Here is a 14949-nt window from a genome sequence, read left to right as displayed (position 1 = left end):
CGTCGAACGGCAGCTGGGTGACGTTCTGCGAGAGRTAGCCGACGGCGCGGTACACGGCCTGGATGTCCCAGTCGGTGAAGTCGCCGGTGCCCTTGACGTTGCCGGTGCCGTCGAGCTGGGTGCGTTCGGTCTTCAGGCCGACGACCTTGCCGTCGGCGCCGAGGATCTCCGAGGGCGATTCGAAGAAGTGCAGGAACAGCTTGTGCGGGCGGTCGCCGTGRTCGCGGATGGCCCACTGCTCCAAGGTGTTGGCGACCATGTCGACCTGCTTGGAGTTACGGCGCGCGGCTTCGGAGCCCTCGTCGTAGTCGATGTCTTCGGGGTTGACGATGACCTCGATCGTCGGCGAGTGATCCAGTTCGCGCAGCTCGAGGGGCGTGAACTTGGCCTGCGCGGGGCCACGACGACCGAACACGTGGACCTCGAGGGCCTTGTTGGCCTTGAGGCCTTCGTAGACGTTCGGCGGGATCTCGGTCGGCAGCAGCTCGTCACCGGTCTTGGCGAGCACGCGCGCGACGTCGAGGGCGACGTTGCCGACACCGAGCACGGCGACCTTCTCGGCCTCGAGGGGCCAGGAGCGCGGGACGTCGGGGTGGCCGTCGTACCAGGACACGAAGTCGGCGGCGCCGTAGGAGCCGTCGAGGTCGATGCCGGGGATGGTCAGGGCGCGGTCGGCGTTGGCGCCGGTGGAGAAGATGACCGCGTCGTAGAACTGGCGCAGGTCGTCGAGGGTGATGTCGGTGCCGTAGTCGATGTTGCCGAGCAGGCGGACCTGGTCTTTGTCGAGGACCTTGTGCAGGGCGGTGATGATGCCCTTGATGCGCGGGTGGTCGGGCGCGACGCCGTAGCGGATCAGACCGAAGGGCGCGGGCATGCGCTCGTAGAGGTCGATGCTCACNGCGGTGATGATGCCCTTGATGCGCGGGTGGTCGGGCGCGACGCCGTAGCGGATCAGACCGAAGGGCGCGGGCATGCGCTCGTAGAGGTCGATGCTCACGTCGGCATCGGACTTCATCAACGCGTCGGCGGCGTAGATACCGGCCGGTCCCGCACCCACGATCGCAATGCGAAGTGGGCGAGTCGCTGCACTCTGTTCGGTCATTTCTACGCGCACCCTTTGGTCGAGAACTGATTTGACGGCGTCAACTTAGCTTAGGCTAAGTCGATATACCGGCTTACTGGCAGCTGCCATCCCACGCGGCAGCCGACCGCAATCAAGGCGATTCTAGCTGCGGCGTTGCAGCCACCCGGCGCGCGGTGTGGCTGCCCGCGCGGGTCTGTCAGGATTACAGCATGAACGAGGAGCAAACAGGCTCGGATGACCAGCCCGTAGTGGTGGATCAGACCGACAAGCGTTCCATCGTCCCGTTCGTCGCGGCCGCGGTGATCGCGATCCTCGTGCTCATCGGCATCGTGGTGGGCGGACTGCTCTCACCCGCTGAGAAAAATGTCACAGAGGCCGACCGTCTCGCGGCCGCCGTCACCAACTATATCGACGCCCGCTCGCGCAGCGACCTGCGTCCGCCGACCGGTGTGGCCTGCCCCGGCTTCGACGAAGAGTCCTCCGGCCTCGGCGAACGGCTGGGTGGCCCGAAATCTGTTGTCACGATCGACGGCAAGGGCTTCGCGAACGCGACCGTGAACGGCGACCGCGCCAAAATCGACGCGACGGTCGTCGTGAACGGCACCCCGTCGACGAGCACCTGGAAACTGACCAGCGTCGACGGCGCGTGGCTGGTGTGCACCTTCTGAATCGTTTGACACGGTGACCTGTGCCGAGGCAATCTCAGATCGCAAGGTCATGAGTGCCAGCGTCAAGCCCCGGCTCGCTGGTCGGCAACCCTCCTCCGCGGTGGGGTGCTCCGGGTGACGACCTGGCCGTGTGTTCGGGGACTTCCGGCACGGCAAGAGCGGATTCACGCAGGAGGATCGACATGACTTACGCCGGCGACATCACCCCTGAGAAGGCGTGGGAGCTGCTCACCGAGCACCCCGGCGCCGTACTGGTCGACGTGCGCACCGAAGGCGAGTGGGCACACATCGGTATCCCCGACACCAGCTCCATCGAACGCCCGGCCCATTTCATCGAATGGGTCGACGGCACCGGCACGCGCAACCCGGAGTTCGGCGTGCAGCTCGAGAAGGCGCTCGCCGGTCGCCCCGACGACGCGCCGGTGGTGTTCCTGTGTCGCTCCGGTCAGCGTTCCGCGCACGCGGCGAACCTGGCGACGGCGGCGGGCGTGGCACCGTCCTACAACGTGCTCGACGGTTTCGAAGGTGGTCCCGACGCGTTCGGTCAGCGCGGCAGCACCGGTTGGCGCGCTGTCGGCCTGCCGTGGCGTCAGGCATAAGGAGAAAAGCATGATCACCGGTGGTTCGTTCGACAAGCCACTGCCCGAGGGCGTCGGTCCGGGCACGCTCGGCGTGCGCGGCGGCCTGCGCCGTTCCGGTTTCGACGAGACCTCCGAGGCGCTGTATCTGACCTCCGGTTTCGTCTACGAGAACGCCGAAGCCGCCGAGGCCGCGTTCACCGGCGACGTCGAGCACTTCGTCTACTCCCGCTTCGGCAACCCGACCGTGGCGATGTTCGAGGAGCGCATCCGCCTGCTCGACGGCGCCGAGGCGGCCTTCGCGACCGCGTCCGGCATGTCGGCGGTGTTCACCGCGCTCGGCGCGCTGCTGAAGGCAGGCGACCGCCTCGTCGCCGCCCGCAGCCTGTTCGGTTCCTGTTTCGTGGTCTGCAACGAGATCCTCCCGCGCTGGGGCATCGAAACCGTCTTCGTCGACGGGGATGACCTCGACCAGTGGGAAGAAGCTCTTTCCGTCCCCACCCAGGCCGTCTTCTTCGAGACCCCGGCCAACCCGATGCAGACCCTCGTCGACGTTCGCAAGGTCACCGAGCTCGCCCACGCCGCGGGCGCGAAGGTGGTGCTGGACAACGTCTTCGCCACCCCCCTGCTCCAGCGCGGCTTCGAACTCGGCGCCGACGTGGTCGTCTACTCCGGCACCAAACACATCGACGGCCAGGGCCGCGTCCTCGGCGGCGCCATCCTCGGCGCCAAGGACTACATCGACGGCCCCGTCAAAACCCTGATGCGCCACACCGGCCCGGCCCTGAGCCCCTTCAACGCCTGGACCTTGCTCAAGGGCCTGGAAACCATGCCGCTGCGCGTACGCCACTCCACCGAGTCGGCCCTGCAGGTGGCGAAATTCCTGGAGACCAAGAACTCGGTCGACTGGGTGAAATACCCCTTCCTGGAATCACATCCGCAACATGCCCTCGCCAAGGAGCAGATGACCGGCGGCGGCACCGTCGTCACCTTCGCCCTCACCGGCGACGACGGCAAGAAGCGAGCCTTCGAGGTCCTCAACCGCCTCCGCATCATCGACATCTCCAACAACCTCGGCGACGCCAAAACCATGATCACCCACCCCGCCACCACCACCCACCGAGCCATGGGCCCGGAGGGACGCGCGTCGATCGGCTTGTCCGACGGGGTAGTTCGCATCTCGGTCGGCCTGGAAGACCTCGAGGATCTCCTCAGCGACCTCGACCACGCCTTGAGTTAGCTCCGAGTATCTGTCCTTGCGGCGTCCAGAATCGCGATTGCCTCGTCGATCGCCTCGATGACGAAAAGTTCAGTTCCGGCGTCGGTGTCGACGCGCAGACGAGTGCGGAGGCCGCCGCTGAACAGGCCGCCATCCGGGCTCTGCCGCCCGACGGCGCGCAGTTGGGTCAGGGGCACTTCCCAACGCTTGCCGCCGGTGACTGCGTCGAGGTGATTGGGTACGAAGAGCAGTCGGGTTTCGGTCAGGTGGAGGCGTCCGCCGACGGCCCTGCCGCCTTGTGTTCGATTGGCGAGTTTCTGCCAGACGACGTTCTCGGAGGCGTTCAGCGCGGGGCTACCGATCCACAATCCCATGGTTCATTTCCTTGTGTCGTTCCGGTGTTCGTCACCATGGATCGATATCTGGCCGGGCGCCGTTAATGGCGCCCGGCCAGGGATCTGAGCAGACCGGTCTCAGCCCAGGGCGCGCAAACGCGGGGCCAGGTCTCGCTTGAAGAGGTCGAGGAAGCGGAGCTGATCCTGACCGGGGGCGTGGAAGACCAGGTGGTTGAGGCCGGCGTCGAGGTAGGGCTTGATCTTGGCGACGGCTTCGTCGGGGTCGCTGGCGACGATCCAGCGCTTGGCGACCTGCTCGATCGGGAGGGCGTCGGCGGCCTTTTCCATTTCGATGGGGTCGGTGATGTCGTGCTTCTGCTCGGGGGTCAGTGAGAGCGGGGCCCAGAAGCGGGTGTTCTGCAGGGCCAGTTCGGGATCGGTGTCGTAGGAGATCTTGATCTCGATCATCTTGTCGATCTCGGCGACATCGCGTTCGACCTTGGCGGCGCCCTCGGCGACGGCGGGCAGCAGCTTCTCGGTGTAGAGGTCCATGCCCTTGCCCGAGGTGCAGATGAAGCCGTCGCCTGCGCGACCGGCGTACCTGGCCACCACCGGGCCGCCTGCGGCGATGTAGACGGGGATGCCGCCCTTGGGAACGTCGTAGATGGACGCGCCGACGGTGTGGTAGTACTCGCCCTCGAAATCGACGCGATCGCCGGTCCACAGTTCGCGCATCATCTTCACCGCTTCACGCAGGCGGGCGAAACGCTCCTTGAAATCGGGCCATTCGCCCTTGTAACCGGTGGCGATCTCGTTGAGCGCCTCGCCGGTGCCGACACCGAGCATCACCCGGCCCGGGTACAGGCAGCCCATGGTGGCGAAGGCCTGCGCGATCACGGCCGGGTTGTAGCGGAAGGTCGGGGTGAGTACCGAGGTGCCGAGCTGGATGCGTTCGGTGCGCTCGCCGACGGCCGCCAGCCAGGCCAGCGAGAACGGGGCGTGGCCGCCGTCGTGGCGCCACGGCTGGAAGTGGTCACTCACGGTCGCGCTGTCGAGGCCGTGCTGCTCGGCGGCGACGCCGAGTTCGACCAGCTCTCGCGGCCCGAACTGCTCTGCCGATGCCTTGTACCCGAGCTTGAGCTCAACCATTCCAGCCACTCCTGTCGTCCGTTGACCCCTGCCATCACGACACTAGCGCGCGGTCGGTCATCCGCGCCCACGCTGTTTCGTCACCCGCCATGCCGAGTTTTAGCGGACAATTAACTGGTGACCACCAAGGATGAGCAGATCTTGTCGTACCTCACCGACATGGACGGCGTGCTGGTGCACGAGGATCAGCTGATCCCCGGCGCCGACGAGTTCCTCGCCGAACTGCGTGCCAACGAGATCCCGTTCCTCGTACTCACCAATAACTCGATCCGCACCCCGCGCGACCTGCAGGCCCGCCTGCGCCGCACCGGCCTCGACATTCCCGAGGAGTCGATCTGGACCTCGGCGCTGGCCACGGCGACGTTCCTCGCCGACCAGCGCCCCAACGGCACCGCGTATGTGGTCGGCGAATCCGGCCTCACCACCGCGCTGCACGAGATCGGCTACGTGCTCACCGACAGCGATCCCGACTACGTGGTGCTCGGCGAGACCCGCACCTACTCCTTCGAGGCCATCACCACCGCGATCCGCCTGGTCGATCGGGGCGCCAAGTTCATCGCCACCAACCCCGACGCCACGGGCCCCTCCCGCGACGGCGTGCTGCCCGCCACCGGTTCGGTCGCGGCCCTGATCACCAGGGCCACCGGTAAGGAGCCGTACTACGTCGGCAAGCCGAACCCGCTGATGATGCGCTCGGCGCTGCGCCAGATCGGCGCGCATTCGCAGTCGACGGTGATGATCGGCGACCGGATGGACACCGACGTGATCGCGGGGCTGGAGGCCGGTATGCGCACGGTGCTGGTGACCTCCGGCATCTCGACCAAGTCCTCGGTGGAGGCATACCCGTTCCGGCCGACCATGGTGGTCGACTCGGTGGCCGACCTGATCGGCCGGACCCGCCGCCCGTTCTCCGCCTGATCATGTGACCTGCGCCTCATTGGAATAGGTTGCCCCCTTCGCTGGTTATAGTTGCCATGGCAACCAAAGGAGGGCCCGTGCAGTTCGGAATCTTCAGCGTCGGCGATGTGACCACCGATCCCACCACCGGCCGCACCCCCACCGAGGCCGAGCGGATCAAGGCGATGGTCGCGATCGCGCAGAAGGCCGAGGAAGTGGGTCTCGATGTGTTCGCGATGGGCGAGCACCACAATCGACCCTTCGTGCCGTCCTCGCCGACCACGATGCTCGGCTATATCGCCGGACGCACCGACAACATCTTGCTGTCCACCTCCACCACGCTGATCACCACGAACGACCCGGTCAAGATCGCCGAGGACTTCGCGATGCTGCAGCACCTGGCCGACGGCAGGGTGGATCTGATGCTCGGCCGCGGCAACACCGGCCCGGTCTATCCGTGGTTCGGTAAGGACATCCGCGACGGCATCCCCCTGGCCATCGAGAACTACGCACTGCTGCACCGGCTGTGGCGCGAAGACGTCGTGAACTGGGAAGGCAAGTTCCGTACGCCGCTGCAATCGTTCACCTCGACCCCGCGTCCGCTCGACGACGTGCCGCCGTTCGTCTGGCACGGGTCGATTCGTAGCCCGGAGATCGCCGAACAGGCCGCCTACTACGGCGACGGCTTCTTCGCCAACCACATCTTCTGGCCCACCGACCATTTCAAGCGGCTGATCGACCTGTACCGCCGTCGCTACGAGCACTACGGCCACGGCAGCGCCGACCAGGCCATCGTCGGACTCGGCGGACAAGTGTTCCTGCGCAAGAACTCTCAGGACGCGGTCCGCGAGTTCCGCCCCTACTTCGACAACGCGCCCGTCTACGGACACGGACCGTCGCTGGAGGAGTTCACCGAGCAGACCCCGCTCACCGTGGGCAGCCCGGAGCAGGTCATCGAGAAGACGCTCACCTTCCGCGAGCACTTCGGCGACTACCAGCGCCAGCTGTTCCTGGTCGACCATGCCGGACTGCCGTTGAAGACGGTGCTCGAGCAGCTCGACCTGCTCGGCGAGGAGGTAATTCCGGTGCTGCGCAAGGAATTCGCGGCCCGACGCCCCGCGCAGGTACCGGACGCGCCCACCCATGCATCGCTGTTGGCCGCCGCACGAACGAAGGAGTTGACCGCATGACCACCCGCATCGCCGTGGTGTCGGCCGGACTGTCGCAACCCTCGTCCACGCGACTGCTGGCCGACCGGCTGGCCGCCGCGACGGCACGGGAACTGGGCGGCGAGGTGGAGCTGGACTTCGTCGACCTGCGTGATCACGCCCGTGAGCTCGCCGACAACCTGCTCACCGGGTTCCCCGCCCCGTCGCTGCGGGCGGCGATCGACAAGGTCGTCACCGCCGACGGTCTGATCGCCGTCACACCGATTTTCAGCGCCTCGTACAGCGGTCTGTTCAAGACGTTCTTCGATGTGCTGGAACCGGATTCGCTGGCCGCGATGCCGGTGCTGGCCGGCGCCACCGGCGGCACCGAACGGCACTCCCTCGCTCTCGAGCACGCGGTGCGTCCGCTGTTCGCCTACCTGCGCTCGATCGTCGTGCCCACCGCGGTCTACGCGGCCTCGGCCGATTGGGGCGCCAACGGCGCCGACCAGGCGCTGAACAACCGAATAGACCGCGCCGCAACCGAATTCAGCGCCTTGCTACTCGGCAGGGCGGCCACCCGACCGACCGATCCCTACCTCGACACGACCCCGTTCGAAGACCTACTCGCGGCAAATCTTCCCCACTGATCCACACCCGTCAAGAAGGAGCACACTCATGACCACCGCCATCGCCAAGGGACTCACCGCAGGCACCTGGGCCATCGACCCCACCCACTCCACCGTCGGCTTCTCCGTACGCCACCTGATGGTGAGCAAGGTCCGCGGTCGCTTCACCGACTTCGACGGCGCCCTCGTGATCGCCGAGGACGGCACCGCCACCGCACACGCCGAGATCCGCGTCGACTCCCTCACCACCGACAACGCCCAGCGCGACGGTCACCTGCGCACCGCCGACTTCTTCCACGCCGAGCAGTTCCCGCTGATGACCTTCAAGTCCACCGGATTCCGCGGCGAGGGTAGCGATTTCGTCGTCGACGGCGAGTTCACCGTGCGCGGCAACACCAAGCCGGTCACCCTCGAGGTCGAGTTCCTCGGTGTCAGCCCGGGCATGGGCAACGGCCCGGTCGCCGGCTTCGAAGCCAAGACCGTGGTCTCGCGCCGCGACTTCGGGCTCGACATCGACATGCCGCTGCCCGACGGCGGCGCCGTGATCGGCGACAAGATCACCCTCACCCTGGAGATCGAGGCCGGCCTGCAGAGCTGAGCTCCGCGCCGAATCGACGCCCCCATCACCCGTCCGGGTGGTGGGGGCGTCGACGCGTTCCGGCTAGTCCTCGTCGGCGATGATCGTGTCGAGGGTCGCCGCGAGGCGAGTGAGGGTCGCGACCGTCGCGGCGAACTCCGCCGGACCGAGCGCCTGCGCCAGCCGGTGCGCCATGGCCGCGTGCTGCGGGTTGATGCGCCGAATGGCGGCGTGGCCTTCCTCGGTCATCGCGACCAGCTTGGCTCGCTTGTGCGCCGGGTTGGGTCGGTACTCGCACATACCCTTGCCGACCAGCAGGTCCGCGATCCGCTGCACGCTCTGCCGGGTGATGCCCATCGCGCGGGCGATGCCGGCCACCGGCTGCGGCTGCTCCTGCACGGCGGCCATCACCTGCCACCAGGCCACCGAGATCCCGGCCGGTGCGGACAACCCGTCACCGATCGTCAGGAACTGACCGTTGAGCCGGAAGACCGTGAGCGCGGCGCCGTCGAGTAAGTCCTGTTCGGAGTTCAAGCTGCGTGGGTCCCCTCGTATTCGGCCAGCGCGGCGTACCCGGCCGGGTCCTTCTGCGCATACAGCTTGTACCAGGCCTCGAGTACGTGCGGTTCGTACAGGTCCAGACGCGCGAAGATCTCTCTCGCGAATTCGAACGGTGACATGCCGTCCGCGGTGATCACGTCACGGTCGGTGATCGCCGCCGTCTCGACGTAGTGCTCGGCCCCCGAATATCCGCTGTAGACAAGGAGTTCCGCCGCATTGCTGGTGTGTGCGCGGTCATCGAGCAAGCCCGCCGCGGCCAGTCCGAAGGTGGCGCCGCAGATCGCGGCCACCGGCACCCCGGCGTCGACGAACTCCTTCGCCTTGTGCGCGAACGCGTTCAGCTCCCCACTCATCCACAGGTCCGCGCCCGGCAGGATCAGCATCGCGCTGTCGGCCGGATCGAGATCGGCGAGGGTGAGGTCGGGCGTTACCCGCAGACGCCCCATGGTGGTGATCGGTTCGGTGGTGAGGCCGACCGTCGCGACCTCGAACGTTCCGGGCTCCCGGTGCCAGTTTCCGTTGGCGATGTGCGCCGTGGCGGCCCCCACTTCCCAGTCGGCGAGGGTGTCGTAAACGGCTACGTGAACTGTGGTGATCGACATGACAACATGCTGTCATACTTGACAGGATGCTGTCAATAAGAATTTTACTACCGGCTTATAGCCGCCGCTCCGTACTCTGACGGCATCCGGTGCGAGACAGGGAGGTTCACCCGCGATGACCGATTCCGTGCACGGCATGACGGGCACCATCACGTCACCGATTCGGGAGGCGGGCGCACTGGGTGAGGTGCTGATCTCGATTCGCGGGGGTACGGAGCTCTACCTCGCCCGTGCCGATGAGCCGATCGCCGCCTGGACCACCGTGTTGATCGTCGCGGTCCATCCGGGGCGGCTGGTCGATGTGGTCACTTGGATTCCGCTTCCCTCAGAATGAAAGGGGCCCGCGATGCTGGGCTATCACGTTCCCGATCCCGACGAAGCCATGCTGGTCAGTGGTGCCAAGACCAAGGACGACACCCCTTTCAAGGTGGTCATCGGCCGCGGCACCTGGGTGGTGCCGCTGTTCCGCAAGGTCCGCTACCTGTCGCTGGCCATGTTCGAGTCCGAGATCCGCGAGCGCTGCGTCACCAAGCAGGCCATCCAACTCGATGTGCGTGCGGTGATCGCGTTCAAGGTCGCCAACGACACCCAGTCGATTGTCAATGCGGCACAACGCTTCCTGTCCGAACAGGAACAGGAGATGTCGGTGCTCACCGGCCGGATCTTCTCCGGTCACCTGCGCTCGATCGTCGGCTCGATGACCGTCGAGGAGATCATTCGTGAACGCCAGAAGCTGGCCGACGAGGTCCTCATCGCCTCCAAGGTGGAGATGAGCAATATCGGCCTGTGGGTCGACTCGTTCCAGATCCAGAGCATCGACGACGGCAATCTCGGCTACATCAACGCGCTCGCGGCGCCGCACAACGCGGCGGTCCAGCGCGATGCCCAGATCGCCCAGGCCCAGGCCGCCCAGCGCTCCGCCGAAGCCGAACAGGAGTCGTTGCGTCGTCGCGCCGAATACGAGCGCGAAACCTCCATCCTCAAGGCCGAGTACCAGCGCGACATCGACAAGGCCAATGCCGAAGCGGCGCAAGCGGGCCCGCTCGCCGACGCCATCGCCAGGCAGGCCGTCCTGCACGCCCAGGCCGAGCAGGCGCGCAAGAACGCCGAACTCCGCGAACAGCAACTCCAGGCCGAAGTGGTGAAACCCGCTGAGGCGGAGGCGGAACGCGTCCGCATCCTCGCGGTGGCCGAAGCCGACCGCACCCGCATTCAGGCCGAAGCGGCAGCGTCCAACAACCGAATCGCGCTGGACCAGATGCTCATCGAGCAACTCCCCGAAATCGTCAAGCAGGCCGCACACGGCCTGGCGGGCGCCAACCTCACCGTCCTCAACGGCCCTGACGGCGTCGGCGAGCTGCTCAACGGAATGGTCGGTCAGGGGCTGACGGTGTTCAACTCCCTGCAGAAGGCACTGTCGAACGGCGAAGTCGACAAGGTCTGATGAGCGAGGGCGTCCCGAGCCTGACAAGCCCGGGGCGTCGCGGGGCTGCCGCGGTCTATGACCCGGTCAGGTAGTCCGGCGCAGGGCGAACATGCGGAGATCGCGGGTGGTGCGGTCGCGGTAGGCGGCGTAGGCGCCGGTGATCTCGACGAAGCGGGTGAAGATCGCGTCCTGGTCCGCGTCGGGGACCGGGGTGGCGGTGACCGGGATGCGCTCGCCCGCGATGGCGACGGTGGCCGACGGGTCGGCGAGCAGGTTGGCGGTCCACGCGGGGTGGTGCTGCTGGCCGAAGTTGGAGCCGATCACGTACAGGGTGTCGCCGTCGTGGACGTAGAGCAGCGGCTGGGTGCGGGCGACGCCGGACTTGCGGCCGGTGGTGGTGAGCAGGATCACCGGGGCGCCGATCGGGCCGAGCACGGTGTACTTGGCGTCGGTGCGTTCCAGCAGGGCACGGTCGAGCGGGGTGATCGTGCGGACCAGCCAGGACCCCGGCTTGGTCGCGGCGAAACGGTTGGCTGCGCGGGACAGGGGATTGGTGCGCGAACCCCACTGCCGATCCGGGAACTGCGATGTCATGGGGCGGACTATAGCCCGACCGATCGGACCACGATCCGGGCACTGAGTGTCATTTGGGGCGGACTATAGCCCGACGGATCGCACCACGATCCGGGCACTGAGTGTCCCTTGGGGGCGGGCTATAGCCCGACCGGGGCGGACTATAACGCGACCGATCGGACCACACCGCGCCCCTGAATCGCCGACGATTCACTAAGCTCGCGAGCATGGTCGAACAAGCGCCGTCCACCGTGTACATCGCCTCACCCGAGGGTGACACCGGAAAATCTACGGTCGCACTGGGTGTCCTCGGCATGCTGTGCGCGACCACCGCACGCGTCGGTGTATTCCGTCCGATCACCCGCTCGGCCGACGAACCCGACTACATCCTCGAGCTGCTGCTCGAGCACAGCACCGCCGATATCAGCTACGAACAGGCCATCGGCGTCACCTACGAGGACGTGCACCGCGACCCCACCGCCGCGATCAGCGACATCGTGATGCGGTTCCACGACGTCGCGAAGGCCTGCGACGCGGTGGTGATCGTCGGCAGCGACTACACCGACGTCGCCAGCCCGAGCGAGCTGCGCTTCAATGCCCGCATCGCGGTGAACCTGGGCGCGCCGGTACTGCTGGTCGTTCGCGGCGCGGATCGCACGCCCGGCGAGGTCAAGCAACTGGTCGAACTGTGTACCAGCGAGCTCACCACCGAGCACGCTCACCTCGTCGCGATCGTGGCCAATCGCTGCGCCCCTGACGAGCTGGACGAAATCGCCACCACATTGGCGAGTTTCGATGTTCCGTCGTGGACCCTGCCCGAGGTGCCGCTGCTGATGGCGCCGACGATGGCCGAGTTGTGCGAGTCCATCGAGGGCGAGATCTACAGTGGCGACCCGGAATTGCTGCAGCGTGAAGCGCTGCGCATCATGGTCGGCGGCATGACCGCCGAACACATCTTGGAACGACTCTCCGACGGTGTGGTGGTGATCGCGCCCGGTGACCGGTCCGACGTGCTGCTCAGCCTGGTGAATGCCCATGAGGCAGCGGGTTTTCCGTCGCTGGCCGGGGTCATCATGAACGGCGGCCTTCGCCCGCATCCGGCGATCGCGCGGCTGATGGAGGGACTGCAACCCAGGCTGCCCATCCTCGCCACCGAACTCGGCACCTACGACACCGCGAGCGCCGTGCACGGCACCCGTGGCCGGATGTGGGCGGGCAGCCCGGGAAAGGTGGACACCGCGCTCGCGCTGATGGAGCAGCGGGTCGACGCACCGGAACTGTTGCGGCGCATCCAGGTTCCGACCTCGACGGTCGTGACACCGCAGATGTTCGAGTACCGGCTGATCGAACGCGCCCGCGCCGATCGCAAACGCATCGTGCTGCCCGAGGGTGACGACGACCGCATCATCCGCGCCGCCGGACGAGTACTACAGCGCAAGATCGCCGACCTCACCATCCTCGGTGACGAGGCCTCGGTGCGAGCCCGTGCCGCCGAGCTCGGTGTCGACATCGCCGACGCCGAGGTGCTGGCGCCGCGCACCTCCGGCTACCTCGACGAATTCGCCGCCGAATACACCGAACTGCGCAAGCACAAGGGCATGACGCTCGAGCGCGCGCGCGAAACCATGGCCGACATCTCGTATTTCGGCACCATGATGGTCTACAAGGGGATCGCCGACGGCATGGTCTCCGGCGCCGCGCACACCACCGCGCACACGATTCGGCCCTCGTTCGAGATCATCAAGACGGTGCCCGGCGTCTCCACGGTGTCGAGCGTGTTCCTGATGTGCTTGGCCGATCGTGTTCTCGCCTATGGCGATTGCGCCGTGGTGCCCGACCCGACCTCGGAGCAGCTGGCCGATATCGCGGTGTCGTCGGCGGGCACGGCCGCCCGGTTCGGGATCGAACCGAGGGTGGCGATGCTGTCGTACTCGACCGGCGCGTCCGGGACCGGCGCCGACGTCGACAAGGTCCGCGCGGCAACCGAACTCGTGCGCGAGCGGGCGCCGGAACTGCCGGTGGAAGGTCCGATCCAGTACGACGCCGCGATCGAGCCCGCCGTCGCCAGCGCCAAGCTGCCCGATTCCGAAGTGGCCGGCAAGGCCACGGTTTTCGTCTTCCCCGACCTCAATACCGGCAACAACACCTACAAGGCGGTGCAGCGCAGCGCGGGTGCGGTCGCGATCGGGCCGGTGCTGCAGGGGCTGCGTAAACCGGTGAACGATCTCTCGCGCGGCGCGCTGGTCGCCGACATCGTCAACACCGTGGCGATCACCGCCATCCAGGCACAGGGAGACGGCAAGTGAGCGATCTCGTCCTGGTGCTGAACAGCGGCTCCTCGTCGATCAAATATCAACTGCTGCACGCTGTCTCGGCAGAGGTGTTGGCGTCCGGGCTGGTCGAGAAGATCGGCGAGTCGCACGGCGGACGGATCGTGCACGAGGCAGGCCCCGCCAAGCTCGAGTACGACGGCACGATCGAGGATCACAAGGCCGGTCTGCTGCGGGCATTCGAGATGTTCCGTGAGACCGGCCTCGATCTGACCACGATCGGAATCGGCGCGGTCGGGCACCGGGTGGTCCACGGCGGCGAGGTGTTCTGGGAGCCGACCCTGATCACCGACGACGTGCTGCACACGATCGACGAGCTGTCGGTGCTCGCGCCGCTGCACAATCCCGCCAATGTGGTCGGCATCGAGTCGACGCGAGAGCTGCTGCCCGGCATTCCCGAGGTCGCCGTCTTCGACACAGCCTTCTTCCACGCCATGCCCGACGCCGCCAAGACCTACGCGATCGACGCGAAACTCACCGCTGCCCACGGGATTCGCAAGTACGGCTTCCACGGCACCTCGCACCAGTACGTGTCGGAGAAGGCCGCGCAATACCTGGGCCGACCGACCGAAGAGCTGAACCAGATCGTCTTCCACCTGGGCAACGGCGCGTCCGCCTCGGCGATCCAGGGCGGCGTCGCGATCGACACCACCATGGGCATGACCCCGCTCGAAGGTCTGGTGATGGGAACCAGGCCGGGCGACCTCGACCCCGGCGTGCTGCCGTTCCTCATGCGCGCGGCCGACCTCGACGTGAGCGAGGTGGAACAACTACTCAATCGCAACTCGGGCATCAAGGGCCTGTCCGGGGTGAACGACTTCCGCGAGCTGCAGAAGCTGATCGACGGCGGCGACACCCAGGCGAAACTCGCCTACGACGTGTACATCCACCGCCTGCGCCGCTACCTCGGCGCCTATCTCGTAGAACTCGGCACCGTCGACGACATCGTCTTCACCGCCGGTGTGGGCGAGAACAGTCCGGCGGTGCGCGCCGACGCCCTGGCGGGGCTACAAGCCCTCGGTATCGAGATCGATCCCGTCCGCAACGAGACGAGAGCCCCTGGCATCCGTCGCATTTCGCCGGACTCCGCCCCGGTGACGGTGCTGGTGGTACCCACCAACGAGGAGCTGGCCATCGCGCGCGCGGCTCACGAACTGGTCGGCGCGCGCTGAG

General features: G+C 66.8%; 17 protein-coding genes, 1 pseudogene and 1 riboswitch. Of the genes and pseudogenes, 11 read left to right on the top strand and 7 right to left on the bottom strand.

Annotated features, from left to right (window positions below; all coding sequences use genetic code 11):
• Together ASD42_RS13885 and ASD42_RS35260 are read right to left on the bottom strand one after the other, a co-directional pair.
• Positions 1-898: pseudogene (locus ASD42_RS13885) on the bottom strand (pyridine nucleotide-disulfide oxidoreductase); the annotation flags it as partial.
• Between the two features lies 1 nt (position 899).
• On the bottom strand, positions 900-1102 hold a 203-nt coding region (locus ASD42_RS35260; protein ID WP_235569405.1), incomplete at its 3' end, for an NAD(P)-binding protein.
• Between the two features lie 191 nt (positions 1103-1293).
• On the opposite strand from ASD42_RS35260, the gene ASD42_RS13880 reads away from it, so the two are divergent.
• The 3 genes from ASD42_RS13880 (at position 1294) to ASD42_RS13870 (ending at position 3570) form a co-directional block, all read left to right on the top strand.
• Positions 1294-1752 (top strand): Rv0361 family membrane protein, encoded by a 459-nt coding sequence (locus tag ASD42_RS13880; RefSeq protein WP_131816915.1) that lies wholly within the window; start codon positions 1294-1296, stop codon positions 1750-1752.
• Between the two features lie 45 nt (positions 1753-1797).
• Positions 1798-1917, top strand: a riboswitch (SAM riboswitch).
• Positions 1918-1934: 17 nt separating this feature from the next.
• Positions 1935-2351, top strand: a complete 417-nt coding sequence (locus tag ASD42_RS13875; RefSeq protein WP_056815009.1) for a rhodanese-like domain-containing protein — start codon at positions 1935-1937, stop codon at positions 2349-2351.
• Between the two features lie 10 nt (positions 2352-2361).
• Positions 2362-3570: an O-succinylhomoserine sulfhydrylase gene (locus tag ASD42_RS13870; RefSeq protein WP_056815005.1), complete on the top strand. Its 1209-nt coding sequence runs from the start codon at positions 2362-2364 to the stop codon at positions 3568-3570.
• On the opposite strand, the gene ASD42_RS13865 is transcribed toward ASD42_RS13870, so the two are convergent.
• On the bottom strand, positions 3567-3923 hold the full coding sequence (locus ASD42_RS13865) for a hypothetical protein (RefSeq protein WP_056815001.1): 357 nt from the start codon (positions 3921-3923) through the stop codon (positions 3567-3569). The genes ASD42_RS13870 and ASD42_RS13865 overlap by 4 nt on opposite strands.
• A 99-nt stretch (positions 3924-4022) precedes the next feature.
• Positions 4023-5033 (bottom strand): glucose-6-phosphate dehydrogenase (coenzyme-F420), encoded by a 1011-nt coding sequence (gene fgd / locus ASD42_RS13860; protein ID WP_056814999.1) that lies wholly within the window; start codon positions 5031-5033, stop codon positions 4023-4025.
• A 159-nt stretch (positions 5034-5192) separates the two neighbouring features.
• Here fgd and ASD42_RS13855 point away from each other — a divergent pair, with 159 nt between their 5' ends.
• The 4 genes from ASD42_RS13855 (at position 5193) to ASD42_RS13840 (ending at position 8305) form a co-directional block, all read left to right on the top strand.
• Positions 5193-5951, top strand: coding sequence for an HAD-IIA family hydrolase (locus ASD42_RS13855; protein ID WP_442938653.1), 759 nt, complete (start codon positions 5193-5195; stop codon positions 5949-5951).
• Positions 5952-6028: 77 nt separating this feature from the next.
• Positions 6029-7120: an LLM class flavin-dependent oxidoreductase gene (locus tag ASD42_RS13850; protein ID WP_056814995.1), complete on the top strand. Its 1092-nt coding sequence runs from the start codon at positions 6029-6031 to the stop codon at positions 7118-7120.
• Positions 7117-7728 carry an FMN reductase gene (locus ASD42_RS13845; RefSeq protein ID WP_056814992.1) on the top strand — a complete coding sequence of 204 codons (612 nt, stop codon included), beginning with the start codon at positions 7117-7119 and terminating at the stop codon, positions 7726-7728. Before ASD42_RS13850 ends, ASD42_RS13845 begins: the two co-directional genes overlap by 4 nt.
• Before the next feature lie 28 nt (positions 7729-7756).
• Positions 7757-8305 (top strand): YceI family protein, encoded by a 549-nt coding sequence (locus tag ASD42_RS13840; protein ID WP_056814989.1) that lies wholly within the window; start codon positions 7757-7759, stop codon positions 8303-8305.
• A 63-nt stretch (positions 8306-8368) separates the two neighbouring features.
• Here the strand turns inward: ASD42_RS13840 and ASD42_RS13835 are convergent, their stop codons facing one another.
• Positions 8369-8818, bottom strand: a complete 450-nt coding sequence (locus tag ASD42_RS13835; protein ID WP_056814987.1) for a MarR family winged helix-turn-helix transcriptional regulator — start codon at positions 8816-8818, stop codon at positions 8369-8371.
• Positions 8815-9447, bottom strand: a complete 633-nt coding sequence (locus ASD42_RS13830) for a DJ-1/PfpI family protein (protein WP_056814985.1) — start codon at positions 9445-9447, stop codon at positions 8815-8817. Before ASD42_RS13830 ends, ASD42_RS13835 begins: the two co-directional genes overlap by 4 nt.
• Positions 9448-9562: 115 nt before the next feature.
• On the opposite strand from ASD42_RS13830, the gene ASD42_RS13825 reads away from it, so the two are divergent.
• Together ASD42_RS13825 and ASD42_RS13820 are read left to right on the top strand one after the other, a co-directional pair.
• Complete coding sequence (locus ASD42_RS13825; protein WP_056814983.1) at positions 9563-9781, top strand: hypothetical protein; 219 nt, start codon at positions 9563-9565, stop codon at positions 9779-9781.
• Between the two features lie 12 nt (positions 9782-9793).
• Positions 9794-10891, top strand: a complete 1098-nt coding sequence (locus ASD42_RS13820; RefSeq protein ID WP_056814982.1) for an SPFH domain-containing protein — start codon at positions 9794-9796, stop codon at positions 10889-10891.
• A gap of 66 nt (positions 10892-10957) precedes the next feature.
• On the opposite strand, the gene ASD42_RS13815 is transcribed toward ASD42_RS13820, so the two are convergent.
• Entirely contained in the window at positions 10958-11467 is a 510-nt protein-coding gene (locus ASD42_RS13815; protein WP_056814979.1) for a nitroreductase family deazaflavin-dependent oxidoreductase, read from the bottom strand.
• Positions 11468-11673: 206 nt separating this feature from the next.
• On the opposite strand from ASD42_RS13815, the gene pta reads away from it, so the two are divergent.
• Together pta and ASD42_RS13805 are read left to right on the top strand one after the other, a co-directional pair.
• Entirely contained in the window at positions 11674-13752 is a 2079-nt protein-coding gene (gene pta / locus ASD42_RS13810; RefSeq protein ID WP_056814976.1) for a phosphate acetyltransferase, read from the top strand.
• Complete coding sequence (locus ASD42_RS13805; RefSeq protein WP_056814974.1) at positions 13749-14948, top strand: acetate kinase; 1200 nt, start codon at positions 13749-13751, stop codon at positions 14946-14948. Before pta ends, ASD42_RS13805 begins: the two co-directional genes overlap by 4 nt.
• Position 14949 lies beyond the last annotated feature (1 nt).

This window comes from Nocardia sp. Root136, from assembly GCF_001427185.1.
In the GTDB taxonomy this organism is placed as follows: Bacteria; Actinomycetota; Actinomycetes; order Mycobacteriales; family Mycobacteriaceae; genus Nocardia; species Nocardia salmonicida.
This window is presented reverse-complemented; position numbering and strand designations above follow the sequence as displayed.

Bases quoted from the DNA above. Each gene is read 5' to 3' on its own strand.
- ASD42_RS13880 (WP_131816915.1), top strand. From the start codon at position 1,294: ATGAACGAGGAGCAAACAGGCTCGGATGACCAGCCCGTAGTGGTGGAT.
- ASD42_RS13875 (WP_056815009.1), top strand. From the start codon at position 1,935: ATGACTTACGCCGGCGACATCACCCCTGAGAAGGCGTGGGAGCTGCTC.
- ASD42_RS13870 (WP_056815005.1), top strand. From the start codon at position 2,362: ATGATCACCGGTGGTTCGTTCGACAAGCCACTGCCCGAGGGCGTCGGT.
- ASD42_RS13865 (WP_056815001.1), bottom strand. From the start codon at position 3,923: ATGGGATTGTGGATCGGTAGCCCCGCGCTGAACGCCTCCGAGAACGTC.
- fgd (WP_056814999.1), bottom strand. From the start codon at position 5,033: ATGGTTGAGCTCAAGCTCGGGTACAAGGCATCGGCAGAGCAGTTCGGG.
- ASD42_RS13855 (WP_442938653.1), top strand. From the start codon at position 5,193: ATGGACGGCGTGCTGGTGCACGAGGATCAGCTGATCCCCGGCGCCGAC.
- ASD42_RS13845 (WP_056814992.1), top strand. From the start codon at position 7,117: ATGACCACCCGCATCGCCGTGGTGTCGGCCGGACTGTCGCAACCCTCG.
- ASD42_RS13840 (WP_056814989.1), top strand. From the start codon at position 7,757: ATGACCACCGCCATCGCCAAGGGACTCACCGCAGGCACCTGGGCCATC.
- ASD42_RS13830 (WP_056814985.1), bottom strand. From the start codon at position 9,447: ATGTCGATCACCACAGTTCACGTAGCCGTTTACGACACCCTCGCCGAC.
- ASD42_RS13825 (WP_056814983.1), top strand. From the start codon at position 9,563: ATGACCGATTCCGTGCACGGCATGACGGGCACCATCACGTCACCGATT.
- ASD42_RS13820 (WP_056814982.1), top strand. From the start codon at position 9,794: ATGCTGGGCTATCACGTTCCCGATCCCGACGAAGCCATGCTGGTCAGT.
- ASD42_RS13815 (WP_056814979.1), bottom strand. From the start codon at position 11,467: ATGACATCGCAGTTCCCGGATCGGCAGTGGGGTTCGCGCACCAATCCC.
- pta (WP_056814976.1), top strand. From the start codon at position 11,674: ATGGTCGAACAAGCGCCGTCCACCGTGTACATCGCCTCACCCGAGGGT.